The following is a 15,191-nucleotide window of genomic DNA, read 5'->3' on the forward strand; positions in this document are numbered from 1 at the left end:
GTGCTGGGCCAGGGCCACCAGCGCCCCTGCCCCGCGATGCGGGGAACATGCCGAAAAAATCACCCGACGTGACGGGCCTCACTTTCCGTGGTCGCCGCAGGTCACGGCGGTGTGCAGCGGGACGTTCGGTTACCCGCGGTCAATGGGCCGCTCCCCCGGGGGTGTTTCCCGTACGGAATGTGAGACCGCTGCGCCCGCGAAGGATCACTTGGGCATACTGACGCGTCGTTGATCGATCATTTCAACCCCCGCGGGAGCAGCCATGGTTGACCGGGCCACCAGTACAAGGGCCGCCTTCAGGACGGTCGTCGAAGTGGGTCCGGGCGCACGGGAGGCGGTCCGGGCCGCCGAGACGGCGCTCCGGGAGGCCCTCGCGCCGGCCGGCGGCGCCTTCGACTTCGCGGCGGTGCGGTCCGCCGCGCGCGCCCTGCCGGACAGCACGGTCGTCAAGATCATCCCCGGCTTCGGACTCCAGGAGACCGCGCCGGTCCAGGTCATGGTCCTCACCCTGAAGCAGGCCGTGCGCCAGGCCCTGGTCGAGCCCTTCGGCAATCCGGCGTTCTGGGCCGGGGCCGATGCCGCGCTCGCCGGGGTGTTCCTCGGGCTCGGCGCCCAGGAAGGCGCTCCCCACCTCGTCTGGCAGGACGATCCGGAGGGCGGCAGCCGGTACTTCTACCACCTGCTCTTCGCCCTCCAGGACGAGGAGACGGGCGAGCGCCTCCATCTCGTGGCCTTCCGTGTCGAGGTGGGCGTGGCCGCCGACCGGGCGCGGCTCCTGGCGCTCGGCGCCGAGGACACCGCGGCGGTCACGCTCCGCCTCGACGCCATCAGCGTGCGCCAGGAGCTCGCCCCGATCGGCTGACGGCACGTCACACGGGCAGCGCCCAGGTCTGGTTCGCCTGGTGGTCGCCGCAGGTCCAGGTATCCAGCCGGGTGCCGCTCGCCGTACCGCCGCCGTAGACGTCCAGGCAGAGCCCGGACCCGGCGTTGACGAGCCTGCCGTCCTGGTCGGCGTTCCAGCGCTGGCCGTCCGCGCCCGTGCAGGCGGACAGGACCGCGGCGTCTCCGGCCCGGGAGCCGCTCTGCGTCAGGCACTTGCCGAGCGCCCTGACCGTGCCGTCGTCGGCGAGGCTCCAGCGCTGGTTGGCGTTGGCGGTGCAGGGATACAGGATCACCGGGGTGCCGTCGGCGGTGCCGCTGCCGGCGACGTCCGCGCAGTTGGCTCCGTTGCCGGTGAGCTGCCCGGTGGGCACCGGCTCCGCGCAGCCGCCGCCCGGGGTGAGCCGCCAGATCGCGGTGCCGTGGGCGGGGACGGTCGCGGTCAGCGCGGACGAGGTGGTCGAACTCGCCCCGGTCCAGAGGTTCTTGGCGCTGACCGTGCAGCCCGGCAGGCCGATGGAGGCGAGACTGGTGGAGACGGATCGCGCCGAGGAGGACCGGTTGAACACGGCGACCGCCCGGTCGCCGCCTGCCAGCGGGCGGGCCAGGACATCGGTGGTGGCGTTGGTGGCGACCACCCCGGCCTGGCGTCCCAGGGGGTCCTGGTCGATCGCGACGAGCCCGGTGTTGCCGAGCGCCGAGAGCCCGGCCGGGGTGAGCGCGGCCACGTCGGAGGACAGGATCAGCGGGGCCGCCATCATCGACCACAGCGCGACCTGGCTGCGGGATTCCTCGGCGGTCAGGCCCGGGTCGCCGGCCAGCAGGAAGTCGGGGTCGTTCCAGTTGCCGGGGTGGGCGTAGCGACCGAGCCAGCGGTTGTAGGCGTAGTTGTCGAGCACGCTCGACCAGCGGCTCGTGGTGGGTTTCCGCGGGTCGAACACCGCGATGTCCCTGCCCTCGCGCCAGAGCTGGCCGTACTCCCCCACCCAGGACAGGACGGAGAACCAGCCGGGACTGCCCCACTCACCGGCCGGCTGGAAGTAGGCGGGCGCCGACTCGGAGAAGACGATGTCGCGCCCCGCCTCCCGCAGGGCGACCGACTCGGCGGCGTACGCCTCTCGGTAGGCCTCCTCCTTGGTCTGGCCGGGCGCGATGTCCAGGTTGCAGCCGTCGAGCTTGAGGTAGTCCACGCCCCAGGACGCGAACGTGGCGGTGTCCTGGGCGAAGTGGTCGGGGCCGCCGCCCTTGGGGCGTCCGCTGCCGGGGTATCCCCCGCAGGTGGTGGCGCCCGCGTCCTCGTAGATGCCGAACTTCAGGCCGCGTGCGTGCAGATAGGAGCCGAGCCACGCCATGCCGTGCGGGAAGCGCGCCGGATCGGCGACGAGGGAGCCGTCGGCGTCGCGCGCCTTGGCCATCCAGCAGTCGTCCACGGTGAGCGTGTCGTAGCCCTTGCCCGCCAGGCCCGTGGAGACCAGTGCGTCGGCGTTGTGCACCACGGTCTGTTCGCTGATGTCGCACATGTAGTGCGCCCAGTTGTTCCAGCCCATCGGCGGGGTGGCGGCCAGGGGCCGGCTCTGGGCGGGGGCCGCGGGTGTCGCCGGGCCGGGAGCGGCGAGGGCCCCGGTCGCGGCCAGGGGAACGGCCAGGAGCGCGGCCAGCAGAGCGGCGAGTCTCCGGCGCCGGCTAGGAAGTGACGGCACGACAGATTCCTTCCTGGCCCGGCCGTTCGCGGCCCGGGCGGGATGCGTAGGAGGCAGGGGAAGGTGCCGATCCCGCCGGCACGAGCCTGCCGGAGGGCACCCGCCAGTGCAGTACTGATGCTCGTTGTTATCAATGGCTCCCATCGAACGAGCAGAAACAAGCATCCGCCCCCGTGCGCGCCGACCCCGGCATTGCCACGGCGTGTCCGCGCGCGGGCCGTGCGCCCGCCGCGGAGCACCCGGCACGGGGCCTCGCAGGCCCGGTACGCGGCGGCATCAACTCACGGACGTACACGGGGAGTTGAGGAGACGCCTACGGCTCGACGAGTCCCGCCTCGTGGGCGATCAGACCGGCCTGGGTGCGATTGGCGCATTCCAGTTTGTCGAGCGTGCGCGACACATAGCCCTTGACGGTCGCCTCCGACAGATGGAGACGCGCCGCGATCCGCGCGTTGGAGAGCCCTTCACCGAGCCCCGCCAGGACCTCGGTCTCCCGTTCGGTGAGCCGGGCGACGCGGTCACGGGCGCGGTCACGGGCCGAGAGTCCTTCGGTCGAGGCCGCGATGAGCCGCCGGGCCGCCGCGGGCGACAGAACGGTGTGGCCTTCGGCGGCCACCCGCACCAGCCCGATCAGTTCGTCCGGCGGCGTGGACTTGACCAGGAAACCCGTCGCCCCGGCACGCAGCGCGCGCAGCACGTACTGGTCGGCGTCGAAGGTCGTGAGCACCACGATGGGCGGGGCCTGGCCGCCCCGGACGAGCCGGTCGATGGCGGTGATGCCGTCCATGCCCGGCATGCGCAGGTCCATGAGGACGACGTCGGGCCGGTGGCGCTGTACCGCCTCGATGCCGGCCGCGCCGTCGTGCGCCTCGGCGACCACCTCGATGTCCGCGGCCGAGCCCAGGATCGTCCGCAGGAATCCGCACACCATCGCCTCGTCGTCCACGACCACCACGCGCACCACAGGTCTCACCCCACCGCTTCTGCCGTCGGTACGTAGGCGGGCAGCTCGGCCGTCACGCAGAAGCCCCCGTCGGGCTCGGGCCCGGCCCGCAACGTACCGTGCACCAGCTCGACGCGGCGGCGCAGCCCCTCGATGCCGAGTCCCGAACCGGTGCGCGCGAGTTCCTGGTCGAGCTCCCCGTCCGGCCGGGTGTTGCGGACGGCGACCCGTACGCCGGCGCCGTCGTACTCCACGCGGACGGTGACGCGGGCGCCGCGCGCGTGCTTGTGCACATTGGTCAGCGCCTCACGCACGATGCGGTAGGTGGTGCGGCCGACCACCGGCGAGGCCAGCGACCGGTCCCCCAGCTCGACCAGGTCGGCCGGGACGCCCGCGGCCGTCGACTCGGCGACCAGGGTGGCCAGCCCGTCCGGCGAGGGGGCGCGGTCCTCCTCGGGCGCGGTGCGCAGGATGCCGACCAGGTCGCGCAGTTCCTCCAGCGCCTGGCAGCCGGCCGCCCGCAGTTCCTCGGCGGCCCGCCGGGTCGCCTCGTCGGACGCGGTCACTCCCAGTGCCCCCGCCTGGAGCACCATCAGGCTCACCCGGTGGGTGACGACATCGTGCATCTCCCCCGCCAGGCGTGCCCGTTCCTCGGCGCACGCCCGCTCGGCGAGCAGATGACGCTCCCGCTCGGCCCGTTCGGCGCGCTCGGTCAGGGCGCACACCAGCCGCCGGCGCGCGTCGAAGTAGAGGGCGAGCAGCGGTCCGGCCGCGGTGCGCAGGAGGCCGATGGAGATGAGGGCGAAGGACGGCTCCCAGGGCCGGGCGACGACGAGCGTGAAGAGGCCGAGCGCCAGGAACACGGTGCGCCGGTCGCGTGCGTGGCGCCCGTAGAACACGGGGCCGTACGCGGCGAGGGCCGTCGAGAACGGGGCCCACACATTGCCCGGGTTGGCCGGGTCCAGGGCGTGGAACGGGGAGACGAGCAGGGTCACGGCCAGCGTGAACGCACCCAGCACGGCGACGACCGTCAGGGGTGCGCGGCGGCGCACCACCAGGCTGAGACAGGCCAGTGCCTGGAGGCCGAGCAGGGTCCAGGCGAGGGTGCCCGGCCGCTCGGGCCACCAGGTCGCGCCGATCAGGGTGGTGGCCGTGTCGGCCAGGGTGAAACAGATGGCGATCGCCGTGTCCACGGCGAGCGGGTGCCGGCGGTGCCACGGTCCGTCCCTCATGCCGTTCACGGTAGGTCATCCCGCCCCGGCGTCTCCCGAACAGCGAACGTCCGGCGGTCCGAGACCCTACGAAAGTCGTGGGCGGGGCCGGGCGGCCCTCCGTTCGTCGGGGCCGAAACCTTCCGCCCGCCCTGCCGCGGGGCGGCCGTCCCGCTGTGGAATCGGAGCATGGAAACCAACCGGGACACCCCGACGGCGGCGCCCGCCGCCGGCCACTACGCCATCGACCCGGCCGCCTCGGCCGTCGAGTTCACGACCCGGCACCTGTTCGGGCTCCTTCCGGTCCGCGGCACCTTCGCGATCCGGTCCGGCCGCGTCGACGTCGCCGAGCCGCTCGGCACGTCGGCGGTACGCGCCGAGATCGACACGGCGAGCTTCCGCACCGGCAGCGGTCGGCGCGACCGCGCCGTGCGCTCGGCGCGCTTCCTGGACGCCGCCCGCCACCCGCTGATGACCTTCACCGCGGACCGGCTGGAGGGCACGACGGTGCCGGGCACCCTCACCGTGTGCGGGATCGCCCGGCCGGTACACCTGTCCATCGCGGAATCGGCCTGCTCACCAGGGTCGTTCACGGCCCGCGCCACGGTACGCGTCGACCGGACGGCGTTCGGGGTCACCGCGTCCCCGGGCATGGCGGGACGGCATCTCGACGTGACGGTACGGGTGCGGTGCGTCCGCGGCTGACGGGACGGGCGCAACGGGTACGAGCGGGGTGGTTCGCCGGGGTCCGGCCCGGTCGGGTCGAACCCCGGTCATGATCAAAAGGGCTGGCGCCGACCTGCGGCGTCTGGCAGGGTCGCGCCCGTGACCCACAGCGACGACATCGTGATCAGCCGCCTCTCCGAGCGCCCCGAACTGGCCGCCCGCCTCTACGACCTGAGTGACACCTGGCCCGAGTTCATAGCCCGGGACCTGGTCGGCCAGGCCCTGCTCTCGCGGGTGCCCGAGGAGTTCCCGGAGTACTGCGTGGTGGCCACGGAGGGTGACCGGGTCGTCGCCCGGGGCTTCAGTGTCCCCTTCAACGCCGCGCTGGAGGGCCGTGAGGAGATGCCGGACCGTGGCTGGGACCAGGTCCTCGTCTGGGCCTTCGACGATCTGCGGCGCGGGCGCCCGGTGACGACGGCGAGCGCGCTGGAGATCACCATCGATGTCGGGCACCTGGGACGCGGTCTGTCGTACCGCATGCTGGCCGCGATGCGGGGCGCGGTCGAGCGCCAGGGCCTCGGCGCGCTGGTGGCGCCGGTGCGTCCCACGGCCAAGCACCTGCGGCCGCGGGTGCCGATGGCCGCGTACCTGCGCGAGGTCAGGGAGGACGGGCTGCCCAGCGATCCGTGGCTGCGCGTGCACGTCAAGGCGGGCGGCACCATCGAGAAGGCGGCGGCCGCCTCGATGACGGTCAGCGGGACCCCGGCCGAGTGGAGCCGGTGGACCGGCCTTCCCTTCGACCGGGACGGAGAGGTCGAGGTTCCCTCCGCGCTGGTGCCGGTGCACTGTGACACCCGCCACGACCGCGTCAGTTACGTGGAGCCCAACGTCTGGGTGCGGCACCCGCTGCACCCCGCGTCCTAGGGGCGGGACGCCCGGTTCCGGGCGGGGGACGGCGGGCGGGCACCACATGCCGTTCGTGCCGCGTCCGGCACTTTCACAAGATTTGTAAGACAAATCCGGAACCTACTGGTCGCTCCCACCCATCAGCCCAGGTGAACGAACAGGCATGCCCTTGGGCCACAGAACCACCCGGAGCGATTCGCCATGACCCACCCCCGTCACGGGGCCTACCAGTCGCGCGGCCACCGCCGGGCCGTCCGCGCCAAACGCTGGATGTTCGGCGTGGTCGCGGTCACCGCGCTCGGCCTGATCGCCTGGCCCGTCCTGAACTATTTCGACGTCTTCTCCGACAAGGGGGACGCGATCAGCTTCGGCCAGGGCGGCGGGGACAAGCCGGGCGGCGACGGCAAGACGGCACCCGGCTCCAAGGTGCTGATGCCGACCGGACCCGAGGCCGCGTTCACGGTGGCGGGAACGGTCCCCGAGAACGGCTCCAAGATCGCGGTGACGACCCTGGAGGGCAAGAAGTCCGGCTTCAAGGGCAAGGTCTGGGTCTGGGTCCCGCCGGAGTACAAGGACCCGAAGTACGCCAAGAGCGGCTTCCCGGTGATGGTGGCGCTCCCGGGCGGCGCCGGCTACCCGACCAACTACTGGATGGGCACCGACCTCAAGCTGGAGGCGAGCATCTCCCAGTGGTCCAAGGAGGGCAAGAGCCTCCCGTTCATCCTGGCGATGCCGGTCCTCAACCCGAAGCCCGACACCGGCGGGCTCTACTGGGACGCCAGTGACATCCCCGGCCAGCCGAAGATGGGCACCTGGCTCACCGAGGACGTCCCCGACCTCATCAAGGCGAACTTCCGCACGGTCAAATCGCGCGACGGTTGGGCCTTCATGGGCTCGTCCACCGGCGGCTTCGCCGGGCTCAAGAGCGTGCTGCAAAAGCCCGGCCGGTTCAAGGCCGTCATAGCCTCCGGCCCCGACATAGTCCCGGACTCGCGGCTGTGGGCCGGACACGACAAGGAGAAGGCGGAGAACAACCCCAACCTGCTGGCGCAGAAACTGATCGCCGCGAAGAGCCCCGACGTGTACCTGGCCTTCCAGGTCGGCACCGTGGGCTCCGACGCACAGGCCAAGCCGAAGATCGAGGAGTTCATCGCCAAGTACGGCAAGGGCCCGGTCAAGACGAAGCTGAGCGTCATCCAGGGCGGCAGTCACAACGCCAAGACCTATGTGCCGAACATGGCCGACGGCGGGCTCATCCAGTGGATCAGCCAGCACATGCAGGGCCCCGAGCCGGCCTCCTGATCCGCGTGCGGCGGGCCTCACGCGTGCTCGGGGGCACCCGCACTTACCGTGCACCGTGCAGGTGGGCCCGCGCCCGGGGCGCGTGCGGGCCCGGTCGGTGACGGACGAAGGAGCGGGCGTGGGCAATGCAGCGGTCGGCGCGGACGAAGACCCCGGGGCCCCCGGTCAGGAGCCCGCGGGCGGGCGCCGCGCGGGCCGGCACCGCTCGTTCTGGAAGGAACTGCCGATCCTCGTCGGCGTCGCCCTGGTGCTCGCGCTGCTCATCAAGACCTTTCTGGTGCAGGCCTTCTCCATCCCGTCCGAGTCCATGCAGAACGCCCTCCAGCCCGGGGACCGTGTCCTGGTCGACAAGCTGACCCCCTGGTTCGGTTCCGAGCCGGCGCGCGGTGAGGTCGTCGTCTTCCACGACCCCGACAACTGGCTTGCGGCAGAGCCCACTTCGCACCCGAACGTCGTGCAGAAGGTCCTGTCCTTCGTCGGCGTCATGCCGTCGGGCGACGAGAAGGACCTGATCAAGCGGGTCATCGGGGTGGCCGGTGACACCGTGGAGTGCAGGGGCACCGGCCCCCTCACGGTCAATGGCAAGGCGCTCGTCGAGCCGTACGTCTTCCCCGGGAACACGCCGTGCAGCGTCGACCAGCGGGGCGGGCAGTTCAAGGTGACCGTTCCGCCGGGCAGGCTGTGGATGATGGGCGACCACCGGCAGGACTCGGAGGACTCCCGCTACCACCAGGCCGACAGGAACCACGGCTTCGTGCCGGTCGGCAAGGCCGTCGGCCGGGCCTTCGTGGTGGCCTGGCCCCTCTCGCGCTGGGCGACCCTGCCCGTCCCCGCCACCTTCGACCAGCCCGGCATCTGACCCCTCACCGCGAGGTCCGCGGGGACGGCGTGGTGGACGGCGCGACCGACCGCCCGGGTACGGCCCCGCGCGACGGCGCTCCCGCGCTCGGCGGCCTCGGCGGCGAGGCGGGGTCGGGCGTCGGGCCGGCGCCCGGCCCCTTCGGGCGGTCCGCCGCCGGAGTGCGGCGCGGCGCGGACGAGGGCACCACAGAGGGCGTGCCGGACGTCTCGGGGGTGGGCGGCGGCTCGACCGGGCCGGGCGATGTGGCGGGCAGCGGGCGCTGTTCGGGGCCGGGGGCCAGCGTGAACCAGCCGACGGCAACCGCGGCGGCCGTGGCGAGTCCGGCCAGCGGCCATACGAACCGGCGCCGGCGCAGCGCGGACAGCGGCGTGCGGCGCAGATGCGGGCCCGGCGGGTCGGCGGGGCGCAGATCGGTGACGGTGATGCTGTCGGCGCGGGCGGCGAGCGCGCCGCGCAGCCGCTCGACGACCGGCCGTCCGGGACCGTCGGTCCCGCTTCCGTGGCCGCTCATGCCCGTGCCTCCAGGATCTTCTCCAGCGAGTCGAGGGCCCGGCTCGCGATGGACTTCACCGAGCCCCGGCTGATGCCGAGGGTCGTCGCTATCTCCGCCTCCGTGAGGTCGCTCCAGTACCGCAGCACCAGCACCTCACGGCGGCGCACCGTCAACTGCCGCAGCGCGGCCAGGACTTCACGGTGTTCCTCGTCGAGCACCACGCGCTCCTCCGCCGAAGGGGCGTCCGGCTCGTGCGGCGGGGTGTAGCCGCGGGCCGTGCGGCGCCGGCGCAGCACCGAGCGCGAGGCGTTGACGACGGCGGTGCGCAGATAGGCGAGGGCGTTGTCGATCTCCTCGACGCGGTCGCCGTGGCGCCGGTAGAGCGCGGTGAAGGCGTCCTGCACGACGTCCTCCGCGGTCGCCCGGTCGTCGACCAGCATCACGGCCAGACGCACCATCCGGAGCCGGTGCGCGTGGTACAGCTCGCCGACGGTCGGCGGCGCCGCGCCGGGCCCGAACGGGTCGGGGAACGCGCCCGCCCCGCCGCCGCGGACCGTTCGCGTCCGGGCACCCGGGGCGGCGCGGCCCCGGCGCAGCAGCGCGCGCCACCACGGCGCGGGCGGGGCGAAGGGGAACGGGTGCGGCAGGGCGGTGTGCTCCATCGGTTCCTCGGGTACGCAGGCGTGCCCCGCCCCCGGATGCGGGGGCGGGGCCGTGGGCTGCCTGGGGCTTCAGTTCTGCTGCCGCCGCCGGACGGCGAGGACGGTGCCGGTGCCCGCGAGGATCAGCGCGCCGGCTGCGAGCCCCATCACCGTGTTGGTCGTGGACGAACCAGTATGCGCGAGCTCCTTCTGGTCGGCGGGCGCGGGGGCCGCGGCCGGACCGCTGGGCATCGCGCTCGGCCCGCTCCGGCCGTCGGAGGCCGGGGCGGGCACGGGCGCCGCGGACGCGTTCGGCGGCTCGGTGGCCGCGGGCCGGGCGGGCGCCGGGCCGGTCGGCTGCTTGGCCTCGCCGGCCCGCTTGACCGGCGACGCGGGCACGGCGCTCGGCTCGTCGGCGGCCGGCACGGCGCGCCGGGGTGCGGTGCTCGGTCCGTCGGCGTGCGCGGTGCCCGCGAGCGACGGGGCGGCGAGGGCGAGGAGCAGCCCGGTGGCGGCAGCGGCGCCGGCGAGGCGGCGCGGGCTGCGGCGGGCGGAGCGGTCGGGACGGTGCTGGGGGACGGTCACGTTGTGCTTCTCCACGGTCGGCAGGAGGCGCGGAAGATGCGCCTTCACCCCTGACGACGTGCGGCGGCCCCCGGGGTTGCCGCCGCCCGGGAAAAATTTCCCGGGCGGCGGCGCGCCCGTGTGCGGCCGGCTCAGCAGCTGCCTTCGTCCTGCCAGACCCCCCACTCCCCCGTGGTGCCGGGCTCCTCGTTCTGCGTCCACCACTTGGCCTTCCACCGGTGACCGCCGTGGGAGACCTCGTTGCCCTGGGTGTAGACCGTGCCCGCGTTCCAGGCCGTCACCGTGCAGCCGCCGCCGGGCGATGAGGGCGGCGGGGAGGACGGCGGGGGCGAGTCGGGCGGGGTGGCTCCGGCGAACTTCACCGAGTACTTGGCGAAGTCCCAGGCCGCCTGCGGCACGCTGCTGCACGTGCCCGAGGTGCGCCCGTTGTTGTCGGGCGGGCTGCACTGCCGGTCGCGGTTGAGGGACCAGAAGGTGAAGCGGGCCATGCCGTGGCTCGTGGCGTAGTCGAGCACGCTCTGGAAGTCGGCCTGCGAGAAGAACTCGCCCGTGTCGCTCCGCCCGTTCATGCCGGAGAAGCCCTCGTGGGCGTAGGCGGTGGCGGCCGACCAGCCGAACGTCGACTGGAGTACGGAGTTGAAGTTGGTCAGCGCGCTCGTCTGGGCGGCGGCGCCGCTGAAGCCGCCGTCGAACGGCATGATCGAGAAGTTGTCCGGCACGAAGCCCTGCGCCTTGGCCTCGTTCAGCATCTGCTTGCCGAACCAGCCGGTGCCGTCGGCGGTGCCGGCGGTCGTCACCGAGACGTACAGACCGGGGTTGTTCTGCTGGAGGATCTTGGCGGCGCCGATCTCGTGCGCGATGGCGGCGGTGTTCTCGTACTCGGGCTCTTCGAGGTCGAAGTCGATCGCCTTGAGCTGGTACTTGGTGATGACCTGCTGGTAGGCGGCGGCCGTTGAGGCGGCGTCGGCACAGTTCTGGCCGAGTTTGGTGCCGCCGTAACCGCCCGCGGAGGCCGAGACGTCACCGCCCTTGGCGCGGATCGAGGCGATGACCGCGGCCACCGCGGTGTCCGACGAGACGGGCGCCGTGCCGCCCCAAGTGGGGCTGCATCCACCGCCGTTGGGGGCGAGGACGAAGGCGAGCTGGAAGGCTTTGAGGCCGGTCGCGTCCATGATGGCGGGCGCGTTGGGCGGGTCGTTGTCGAGGGGCATCAGATAGGGGGCGGCGGCGTACCAGCGGCTGCCGAGCCCGGCCGCGTCCGCGGTCGCGCCCGAGGCCTGCCCGGCGACGGCCGCGGTCAGCCCGGCCGCGGCCAGTGCGGCGCTCGCGGCGCCGCAGAGGAGAGCACGAAGTGGCTTCATGTCGGGGTCTCCTGGGGGTGGGAGGGGCTCCCAGAATTGGCCGATGGCCGGAACACGTCAACGACTTGGACTAGACCATTGCTCTTCCTTGAACAAAGGGGCGGGGGTCCCGGCGGGCCGCGAGCCGGGCCCCGGGCCCTGTGCGGGCCCCTTTCGTGTAGACCGGACGGCACAAGCCGACCTGCGTGATGTCCGTTTCGTTCCTACGGTGGCTGAATGGTCATCAGATCCGGATTCCGTTCCATGGCGACGCTCACCGCCACTGCCGCCATCGGTCTGTGCTGCCTCGCCCCGACGCCCGACAGCTCCGCCTCCGCGCCCCCGTCCGGCCCCGCCCCGGGCGAGCAGGTCAGCCTCCGCCCGGGGGCGCCCGCCCTGCCGGCGGAGGTGTCGGCGCTGTCGTACGTGGTCGCGGACGCCCGCACGGGCAACGTGCTCGCCGCCCGCGACGCCCACCGCAAGCTGCCGCCGGCCAGCACCCTCAAGACGCTGTTCGCGGTCACCGCGCTCCCCCATCTGCGCGCCGAGGACCGCCACACGGTCTCCGAGCAGGACCTGGCCGGCATCGGGCCCGGCAGCAGCCTGGTGGGCGTGGAGCCCGGGCACACCTACCAGATCTCCGACCTGTGGCGCGGCGTGTTCCTCAGTTCGGGCAACGACGCCGTCCACGTGCTGGCCTCCCTGAACGGCGGCTGGGACCAGACCGCGGCCCAGATGCAGGCCAAGGCCCGCGCGCTCGGCGCGCTGGACACCGAGGTCGTCTCGCCCGACGGCTACGACAGCCCGGGCCAGGTCTCCTCGGCGTTCGACCTCGCGGTGTTCGGCCGGGCGGGCCTGGCCCGGCCCGACTTCGCCGAGTACTGCTCGACCGCGTCCGCGCAGTTCCCCGGCGGAGGCGGCTCGTACGGCATCGCGAACACCAACCGGCTGCTCTCGGGCAACGACGGGGTGGCCCGCTACCCGGGGATCGTCGGAGTCAAGAACGGCTACACCAGCAACGCGGGCAACACCCTGATCGCCGCCGCCAAACAGGGCGACCACACCCTGCTGGTGACCGTCATGAACCCCCAGGCCGGTGGCGGCTACGCGGTCTACGAGGAGGCCCGCACGCTGCTCGACTGGGGCTTCAAGGCCTGGGGGCACGTCGACGCGGTGGGTTCCCTGGAGCCCGTACGCGTCAAGAAGGCGGTCCAGCGCCCGGCCTCGCAGCACAATCCCGCGCCCGCCGCGGCCGTCGGGACGGCGGCCGCCGAGGACGAGGACACGCCGGTCTGGACGCCGGCGGGTTCGGCCGCCGCAGGCCTCGCCCTGGCCGCAACGCTCTTCCTGCTGCTGCGCCGCCGCGCGATCCGGGGCCGCGCCACGCGCGGGCGCCGGCACCCTTCGGAGTGAATCGCCGGGGCAAGCACAGAGGGCTCACCGAGGGGCGCCCGGCACCGTCCGGGCGCCTCGGCGAACGCGCCCCCGGCAAGGGAACCGTCATCTGACCACCCCTCATTCCGGCCTAAGATTCCTAGAATTCACCCGCTACTTGCCTGGAAATCGACCTTTCATCGACGTAACCACCTTTCTTTTGGCCGACCTTCTAGGGCTCGGCGACCTGCACGGCCGTCCGGCCGCCTGCGGGGATACAGCTTCGCTGCGTGACTTAACGTGACCGAATGTGTCCGCATCGGCGCGCGAGCACCTGTCCGGCGCGACAGACTCCTGTCCGTTCTCCGGAAACCAACCCCCAGGAGTGTTCGAAATGCGGAAGATCGCAGCAGTCAGCGCCGTCGCCGTCGCCCTGTTGGCCAACGGGCTCCTCGGCACCGGACTCGGCAGCGCGACCGCGGCTCCGGCCCATGCCATGAAGCCGATGAGCCTCTACCCGCCGTCCGCGCTCGTGATCACCGTCGAGCCCGGCACCGGCACCGAGGGCGCCTCCGTACAGCGGGCGGTGACCCTCAGCTGCGCCCCGACCCCGTCCGGCACCCACCCCGCTCCGGCCGCCGCGTGCGACGAACTCCGGGGCGTGCAGGGCGACTTCGCCGCCCTGTCGGCCGCCGGCGCACCCCGCCTGTGTACGAAGATCTGGCAGCCGGTCACCGTGCGCGCGGACGGCGTCTGGAACGGGCAGCGGGTCAGCCATGTGCAGACGTACGCCAACTCCTGCATGAAGGCGGCCGGTTCCGAGGCCGTGTTCAACTTCTAGGCGCTCCCGACGGGACGGCGGCGCACAACCGGCCGTCCCCGATGCCGGGTTGATCCCGATGACAGGGCTCCCCGCGCGGCCCCCGCGGCCGGTCCGGCCGGCCGCGGGGGGTGACAGGAGGAATCCCCCTCGTGTTACGTGACATGTCTACGCCGATTCACTCGGCGATGGCACCGTCCTGACGGGCAGTCACCCCCCACTAGGAGGACCCGTGTCGGACCCCCGGCCCAGACGCTTCACGCCCCGGCCGCGCACCGCCCTGCTCGGCACGCTCGCCGCCTGCCTCGCCCTGGTGACGGCGGGAGCCGGCGGCAGCGCATCGGCGGCGGGACCCGAGTCCCTGCCGCTGTCCGGGGCCACCGTCTCCGGTCTGCACAACACCTACGACCCGGCGGCCTTCCCGTATCTGGCGCAGGCCCTCGACTCCGGCACCTCGATGATCGAGCTCGACGTCTGGCCCGACTTCATCACCAAGGAGTGGAAGGTCAGCCACTCCAACCCGCTGGGCAACAGCAACAACTGCGTCAACGCGAGCACTCCCGCGCAGCTCTACACCGGCGGCGCGAACAAGAACCTGGAGAGCTGTCTCGACGACGTACGGGTGTGGCTCGGGGCCCACCCCGGCCATCCGCCGCTCACGATCAAGCTGGAGATGAAGGCGGGCTTCCAGGCGACCTTCGGCATGAGCCCGGCCAAGCTGGACCAGGCGGTCAGGGACCATCTGGGCTCCGCGGTCTTCCGCCCCGCCGACCTGCTGGCCAGGCCGGGCGGCGGCCAGTACGCCACGCTCGACGAGGCTTCCACCGCGGGGAACTGGCCCACCCGCCAGGCCCTCGCGGGCAAGGTGATGCTCGAGGCGATCCCGGGCACGGTCGAGGAGGGCAACCCCACCGACCGCCTGTGGACCGACGTCGAGTACGCGCGCCATCTGCGCGACCTCGCGGCGGCCGGACGGACGGCCGAGGCACAGATCTTCCCCGCCGTTCACAACGCGCAGGCGGGCGACCCCCGTTCACGCTACGGCGACGCCTCGATCCGTCCGTGGTTCGTGGTCTTCGACGGTGATGCCTCGGCGTATCTGAACGGCACCATCGACACCGCCTGGTACGACGCGCACCACTACTTCGTCGTCATGACCGACGCCCAGAACGTCGCCCCCGCCCTGGACGACAAGAACCCGTCCCCGGCCGACGCGCAGGCGCGGGTGGCCCGGCTCGCCGCCGCCCACGCGAGCGTCGCCTCCAACGACTGGACCTCGCTGACCCAGGTCCAGTCGCTGGCACTGCCGCGCGGGGTGGGCTAGACACCCGGCAACGGCACGACCGCGGCGGGGGGGGGGGGGGGCCCCCCCCCCCCCCCGGGCGGCCCCCGCCCCCCCCCCCCGGGGGGGTGAGGCCAGGTGGCGGGGGGCGGGTCGCGCCTCAGGGCCCGGTCGGGCGGTGTTGGGG

At 73.0% G+C, this 15,191-nt stretch carries 15 protein-coding genes; 8 read left to right on the plus strand and 7 right to left on the minus strand.

Annotation, left to right across the window (positions count from 1 at the left end):
• Nucleotides 1-262 precede the first annotated feature (262 nt).
• Nucleotides 263-862 (plus strand): Type-2Aa cytolytic delta-endotoxin, encoded by a 600-nt coding sequence (locus tag ACGF3I_RS02850; protein ID WP_393128707.1) that lies wholly within the window; start codon nt 263-265, stop codon nt 860-862.
• A gap of 7 nt (nt 863-869) precedes the next feature.
• Here the strand turns inward: ACGF3I_RS02850 and ACGF3I_RS02855 are convergent, their stop codons facing one another.
• From ACGF3I_RS02855 to ACGF3I_RS02865, 3 genes are all read right to left on the minus strand, one after another.
• Nucleotides 870-2,579 (minus strand): ricin-type beta-trefoil lectin domain protein, encoded by a 1,710-nt coding sequence (locus ACGF3I_RS02855; RefSeq protein ID WP_393128708.1) that lies wholly within the window; start codon nt 2,577-2,579, stop codon nt 870-872.
• 313 nt (nt 2,580-2,892) lie between these two features.
• Nucleotides 2,893-3,543, minus strand: coding sequence for a response regulator (locus ACGF3I_RS02860; RefSeq protein WP_393129107.1), 651 nt, complete (start codon nt 3,541-3,543; stop codon nt 2,893-2,895).
• Nucleotides 3,544-3,548: 5 nt separating this feature from the next.
• Complete coding sequence (locus tag ACGF3I_RS02865) at nt 3,549-4,754, minus strand: sensor histidine kinase (protein ID WP_393128709.1); 1,206 nt, start codon at nt 4,752-4,754, stop codon at nt 3,549-3,551.
• Nucleotides 4,755-4,922: 168 nt separating this feature from the next.
• Here ACGF3I_RS02865 and ACGF3I_RS02870 point away from each other — a divergent pair, with 168 nt between their 5' ends.
• The 4 genes from ACGF3I_RS02870 (at nt 4,923) to lepB (ending at nt 8,466) form a co-directional block, all read left to right on the plus strand.
• The gene (locus ACGF3I_RS02870) at nt 4,923-5,438 is read left to right on the plus strand and encodes a YceI family protein (protein WP_393128710.1); all 516 of its coding nucleotides are present in this window, start codon (nt 4,923-4,925) and stop codon (nt 5,436-5,438) included.
• A gap of 120 nt (nt 5,439-5,558) precedes the next feature.
• Nucleotides 5,559-6,323, plus strand: a complete 765-nt coding sequence (locus tag ACGF3I_RS02875) for an N-acetyltransferase (protein WP_393128711.1) — start codon at nt 5,559-5,561, stop codon at nt 6,321-6,323.
• A gap of 183 nt (nt 6,324-6,506) precedes the next feature.
• A complete protein-coding gene (locus ACGF3I_RS02880; RefSeq protein WP_393128712.1) occupies nt 6,507-7,607 on the plus strand; it encodes an alpha/beta hydrolase in 1,101 nt (366 codons plus the stop codon).
• A gap of 55 nt (nt 7,608-7,662) precedes the next feature.
• Nucleotides 7,663-8,466: a signal peptidase I gene (gene lepB / locus ACGF3I_RS02885; RefSeq protein ID WP_393128713.1), complete on the plus strand. Its 804-nt coding sequence runs from the start codon at nt 7,663-7,665 to the stop codon at nt 8,464-8,466.
• A gap of 4 nt (nt 8,467-8,470) precedes the next feature.
• Here lepB and ACGF3I_RS02890 read toward each other — a convergent pair whose 3' ends face one another.
• From ACGF3I_RS02890 to ACGF3I_RS02905, 4 genes are all read right to left on the minus strand, one after another.
• Nucleotides 8,471-8,980 carry a hypothetical protein gene (locus ACGF3I_RS02890; protein WP_393128714.1) on the minus strand — a complete coding sequence of 170 codons (510 nt, stop codon included), beginning with the start codon at nt 8,978-8,980 and terminating at the stop codon, nt 8,471-8,473.
• Complete coding sequence (locus tag ACGF3I_RS02895) at nt 8,977-9,624, minus strand: RNA polymerase sigma factor (RefSeq protein ID WP_393128715.1); 648 nt, start codon at nt 9,622-9,624, stop codon at nt 8,977-8,979. The genes ACGF3I_RS02890 and ACGF3I_RS02895 overlap by 4 nt, the downstream gene beginning before the upstream one ends.
• Before the next feature lie 69 nt (nt 9,625-9,693).
• Nucleotides 9,694-10,203, minus strand: a complete 510-nt coding sequence (locus tag ACGF3I_RS02900) for an LPXTG cell wall anchor domain-containing protein (protein ID WP_393128716.1) — start codon at nt 10,201-10,203, stop codon at nt 9,694-9,696.
• A gap of 116 nt (nt 10,204-10,319) precedes the next feature.
• Nucleotides 10,320-11,549 carry a carbohydrate-binding protein gene (locus tag ACGF3I_RS02905; RefSeq protein ID WP_393128717.1) on the minus strand — a complete coding sequence of 410 codons (1,230 nt, stop codon included), beginning with the start codon at nt 11,547-11,549 and terminating at the stop codon, nt 10,320-10,322.
• Between the two features lie 216 nt (nt 11,550-11,765).
• Here ACGF3I_RS02905 and ACGF3I_RS02910 point away from each other — a divergent pair, with 216 nt between their 5' ends.
• The 3 genes from ACGF3I_RS02910 to ACGF3I_RS02920 all read left to right on the plus strand — a co-directional run bounded on the left by ACGF3I_RS02910 (nt 11,766) and on the right by ACGF3I_RS02920 (nt 15,046).
• Nucleotides 11,766-12,941 (plus strand): D-alanyl-D-alanine carboxypeptidase family protein, encoded by a 1,176-nt coding sequence (locus tag ACGF3I_RS02910; RefSeq protein WP_393128718.1) that lies wholly within the window; start codon nt 11,766-11,768, stop codon nt 12,939-12,941.
• Between the two features lie 355 nt (nt 12,942-13,296).
• The gene (locus tag ACGF3I_RS02915; RefSeq protein ID WP_393128719.1) at nt 13,297-13,743 is read left to right on the plus strand and encodes a subtilase-type protease inhibitor; all 447 of its coding nucleotides are present in this window, start codon (nt 13,297-13,299) and stop codon (nt 13,741-13,743) included.
• Nucleotides 13,744-13,954: 211 nt separating this feature from the next.
• Nucleotides 13,955-15,046, plus strand: a complete 1,092-nt coding sequence (locus tag ACGF3I_RS02920; protein WP_393128720.1) for a phosphatidylinositol-specific phospholipase C domain-containing protein — start codon at nt 13,955-13,957, stop codon at nt 15,044-15,046.
• The last annotated feature ends 145 nt before the right edge of the window (nt 15,047-15,191 follow it).

Origin of the sequence: Streptomyces sp. NPDC048111 (assembly GCF_043202815.1) — a bacterium.
Lineage (GTDB): Bacteria > Actinomycetota > Actinomycetes > Streptomycetales > Streptomycetaceae > Streptomyces.

What these genes read in the sequence shown, in the direction of transcription:
- ACGF3I_RS02850 (WP_393128707.1), top strand. Translation starts at nt 263, where the DNA reads ATGGTTGACCGGGCCACCAGTACAAGGGCCGCCTTCAGGACGGTCGTC.
- ACGF3I_RS02865 (WP_393128709.1), bottom strand. Translation starts at nt 4,754, where the DNA reads ATGAGGGACGGACCGTGGCACCGCCGGCACCCGCTCGCCGTGGACACG.
- ACGF3I_RS02870 (WP_393128710.1), top strand. Translation starts at nt 4,923, where the DNA reads ATGGAAACCAACCGGGACACCCCGACGGCGGCGCCCGCCGCCGGCCAC.
- ACGF3I_RS02880 (WP_393128712.1), top strand. Translation starts at nt 6,507, where the DNA reads ATGACCCACCCCCGTCACGGGGCCTACCAGTCGCGCGGCCACCGCCGG.
- ACGF3I_RS02890 (WP_393128714.1), bottom strand. Translation starts at nt 8,980, where the DNA reads ATGAGCGGCCACGGAAGCGGGACCGACGGTCCCGGACGGCCGGTCGTC.
- ACGF3I_RS02895 (WP_393128715.1), bottom strand. Translation starts at nt 9,624, where the DNA reads ATGGAGCACACCGCCCTGCCGCACCCGTTCCCCTTCGCCCCGCCCGCG.
- ACGF3I_RS02905 (WP_393128717.1), bottom strand. Translation starts at nt 11,549, where the DNA reads ATGAAGCCACTTCGTGCTCTCCTCTGCGGCGCCGCGAGCGCCGCACTG.
- ACGF3I_RS02910 (WP_393128718.1), top strand. Translation starts at nt 11,766, where the DNA reads ATGGTCATCAGATCCGGATTCCGTTCCATGGCGACGCTCACCGCCACT.
- ACGF3I_RS02915 (WP_393128719.1), top strand. Translation starts at nt 13,297, where the DNA reads ATGCGGAAGATCGCAGCAGTCAGCGCCGTCGCCGTCGCCCTGTTGGCC.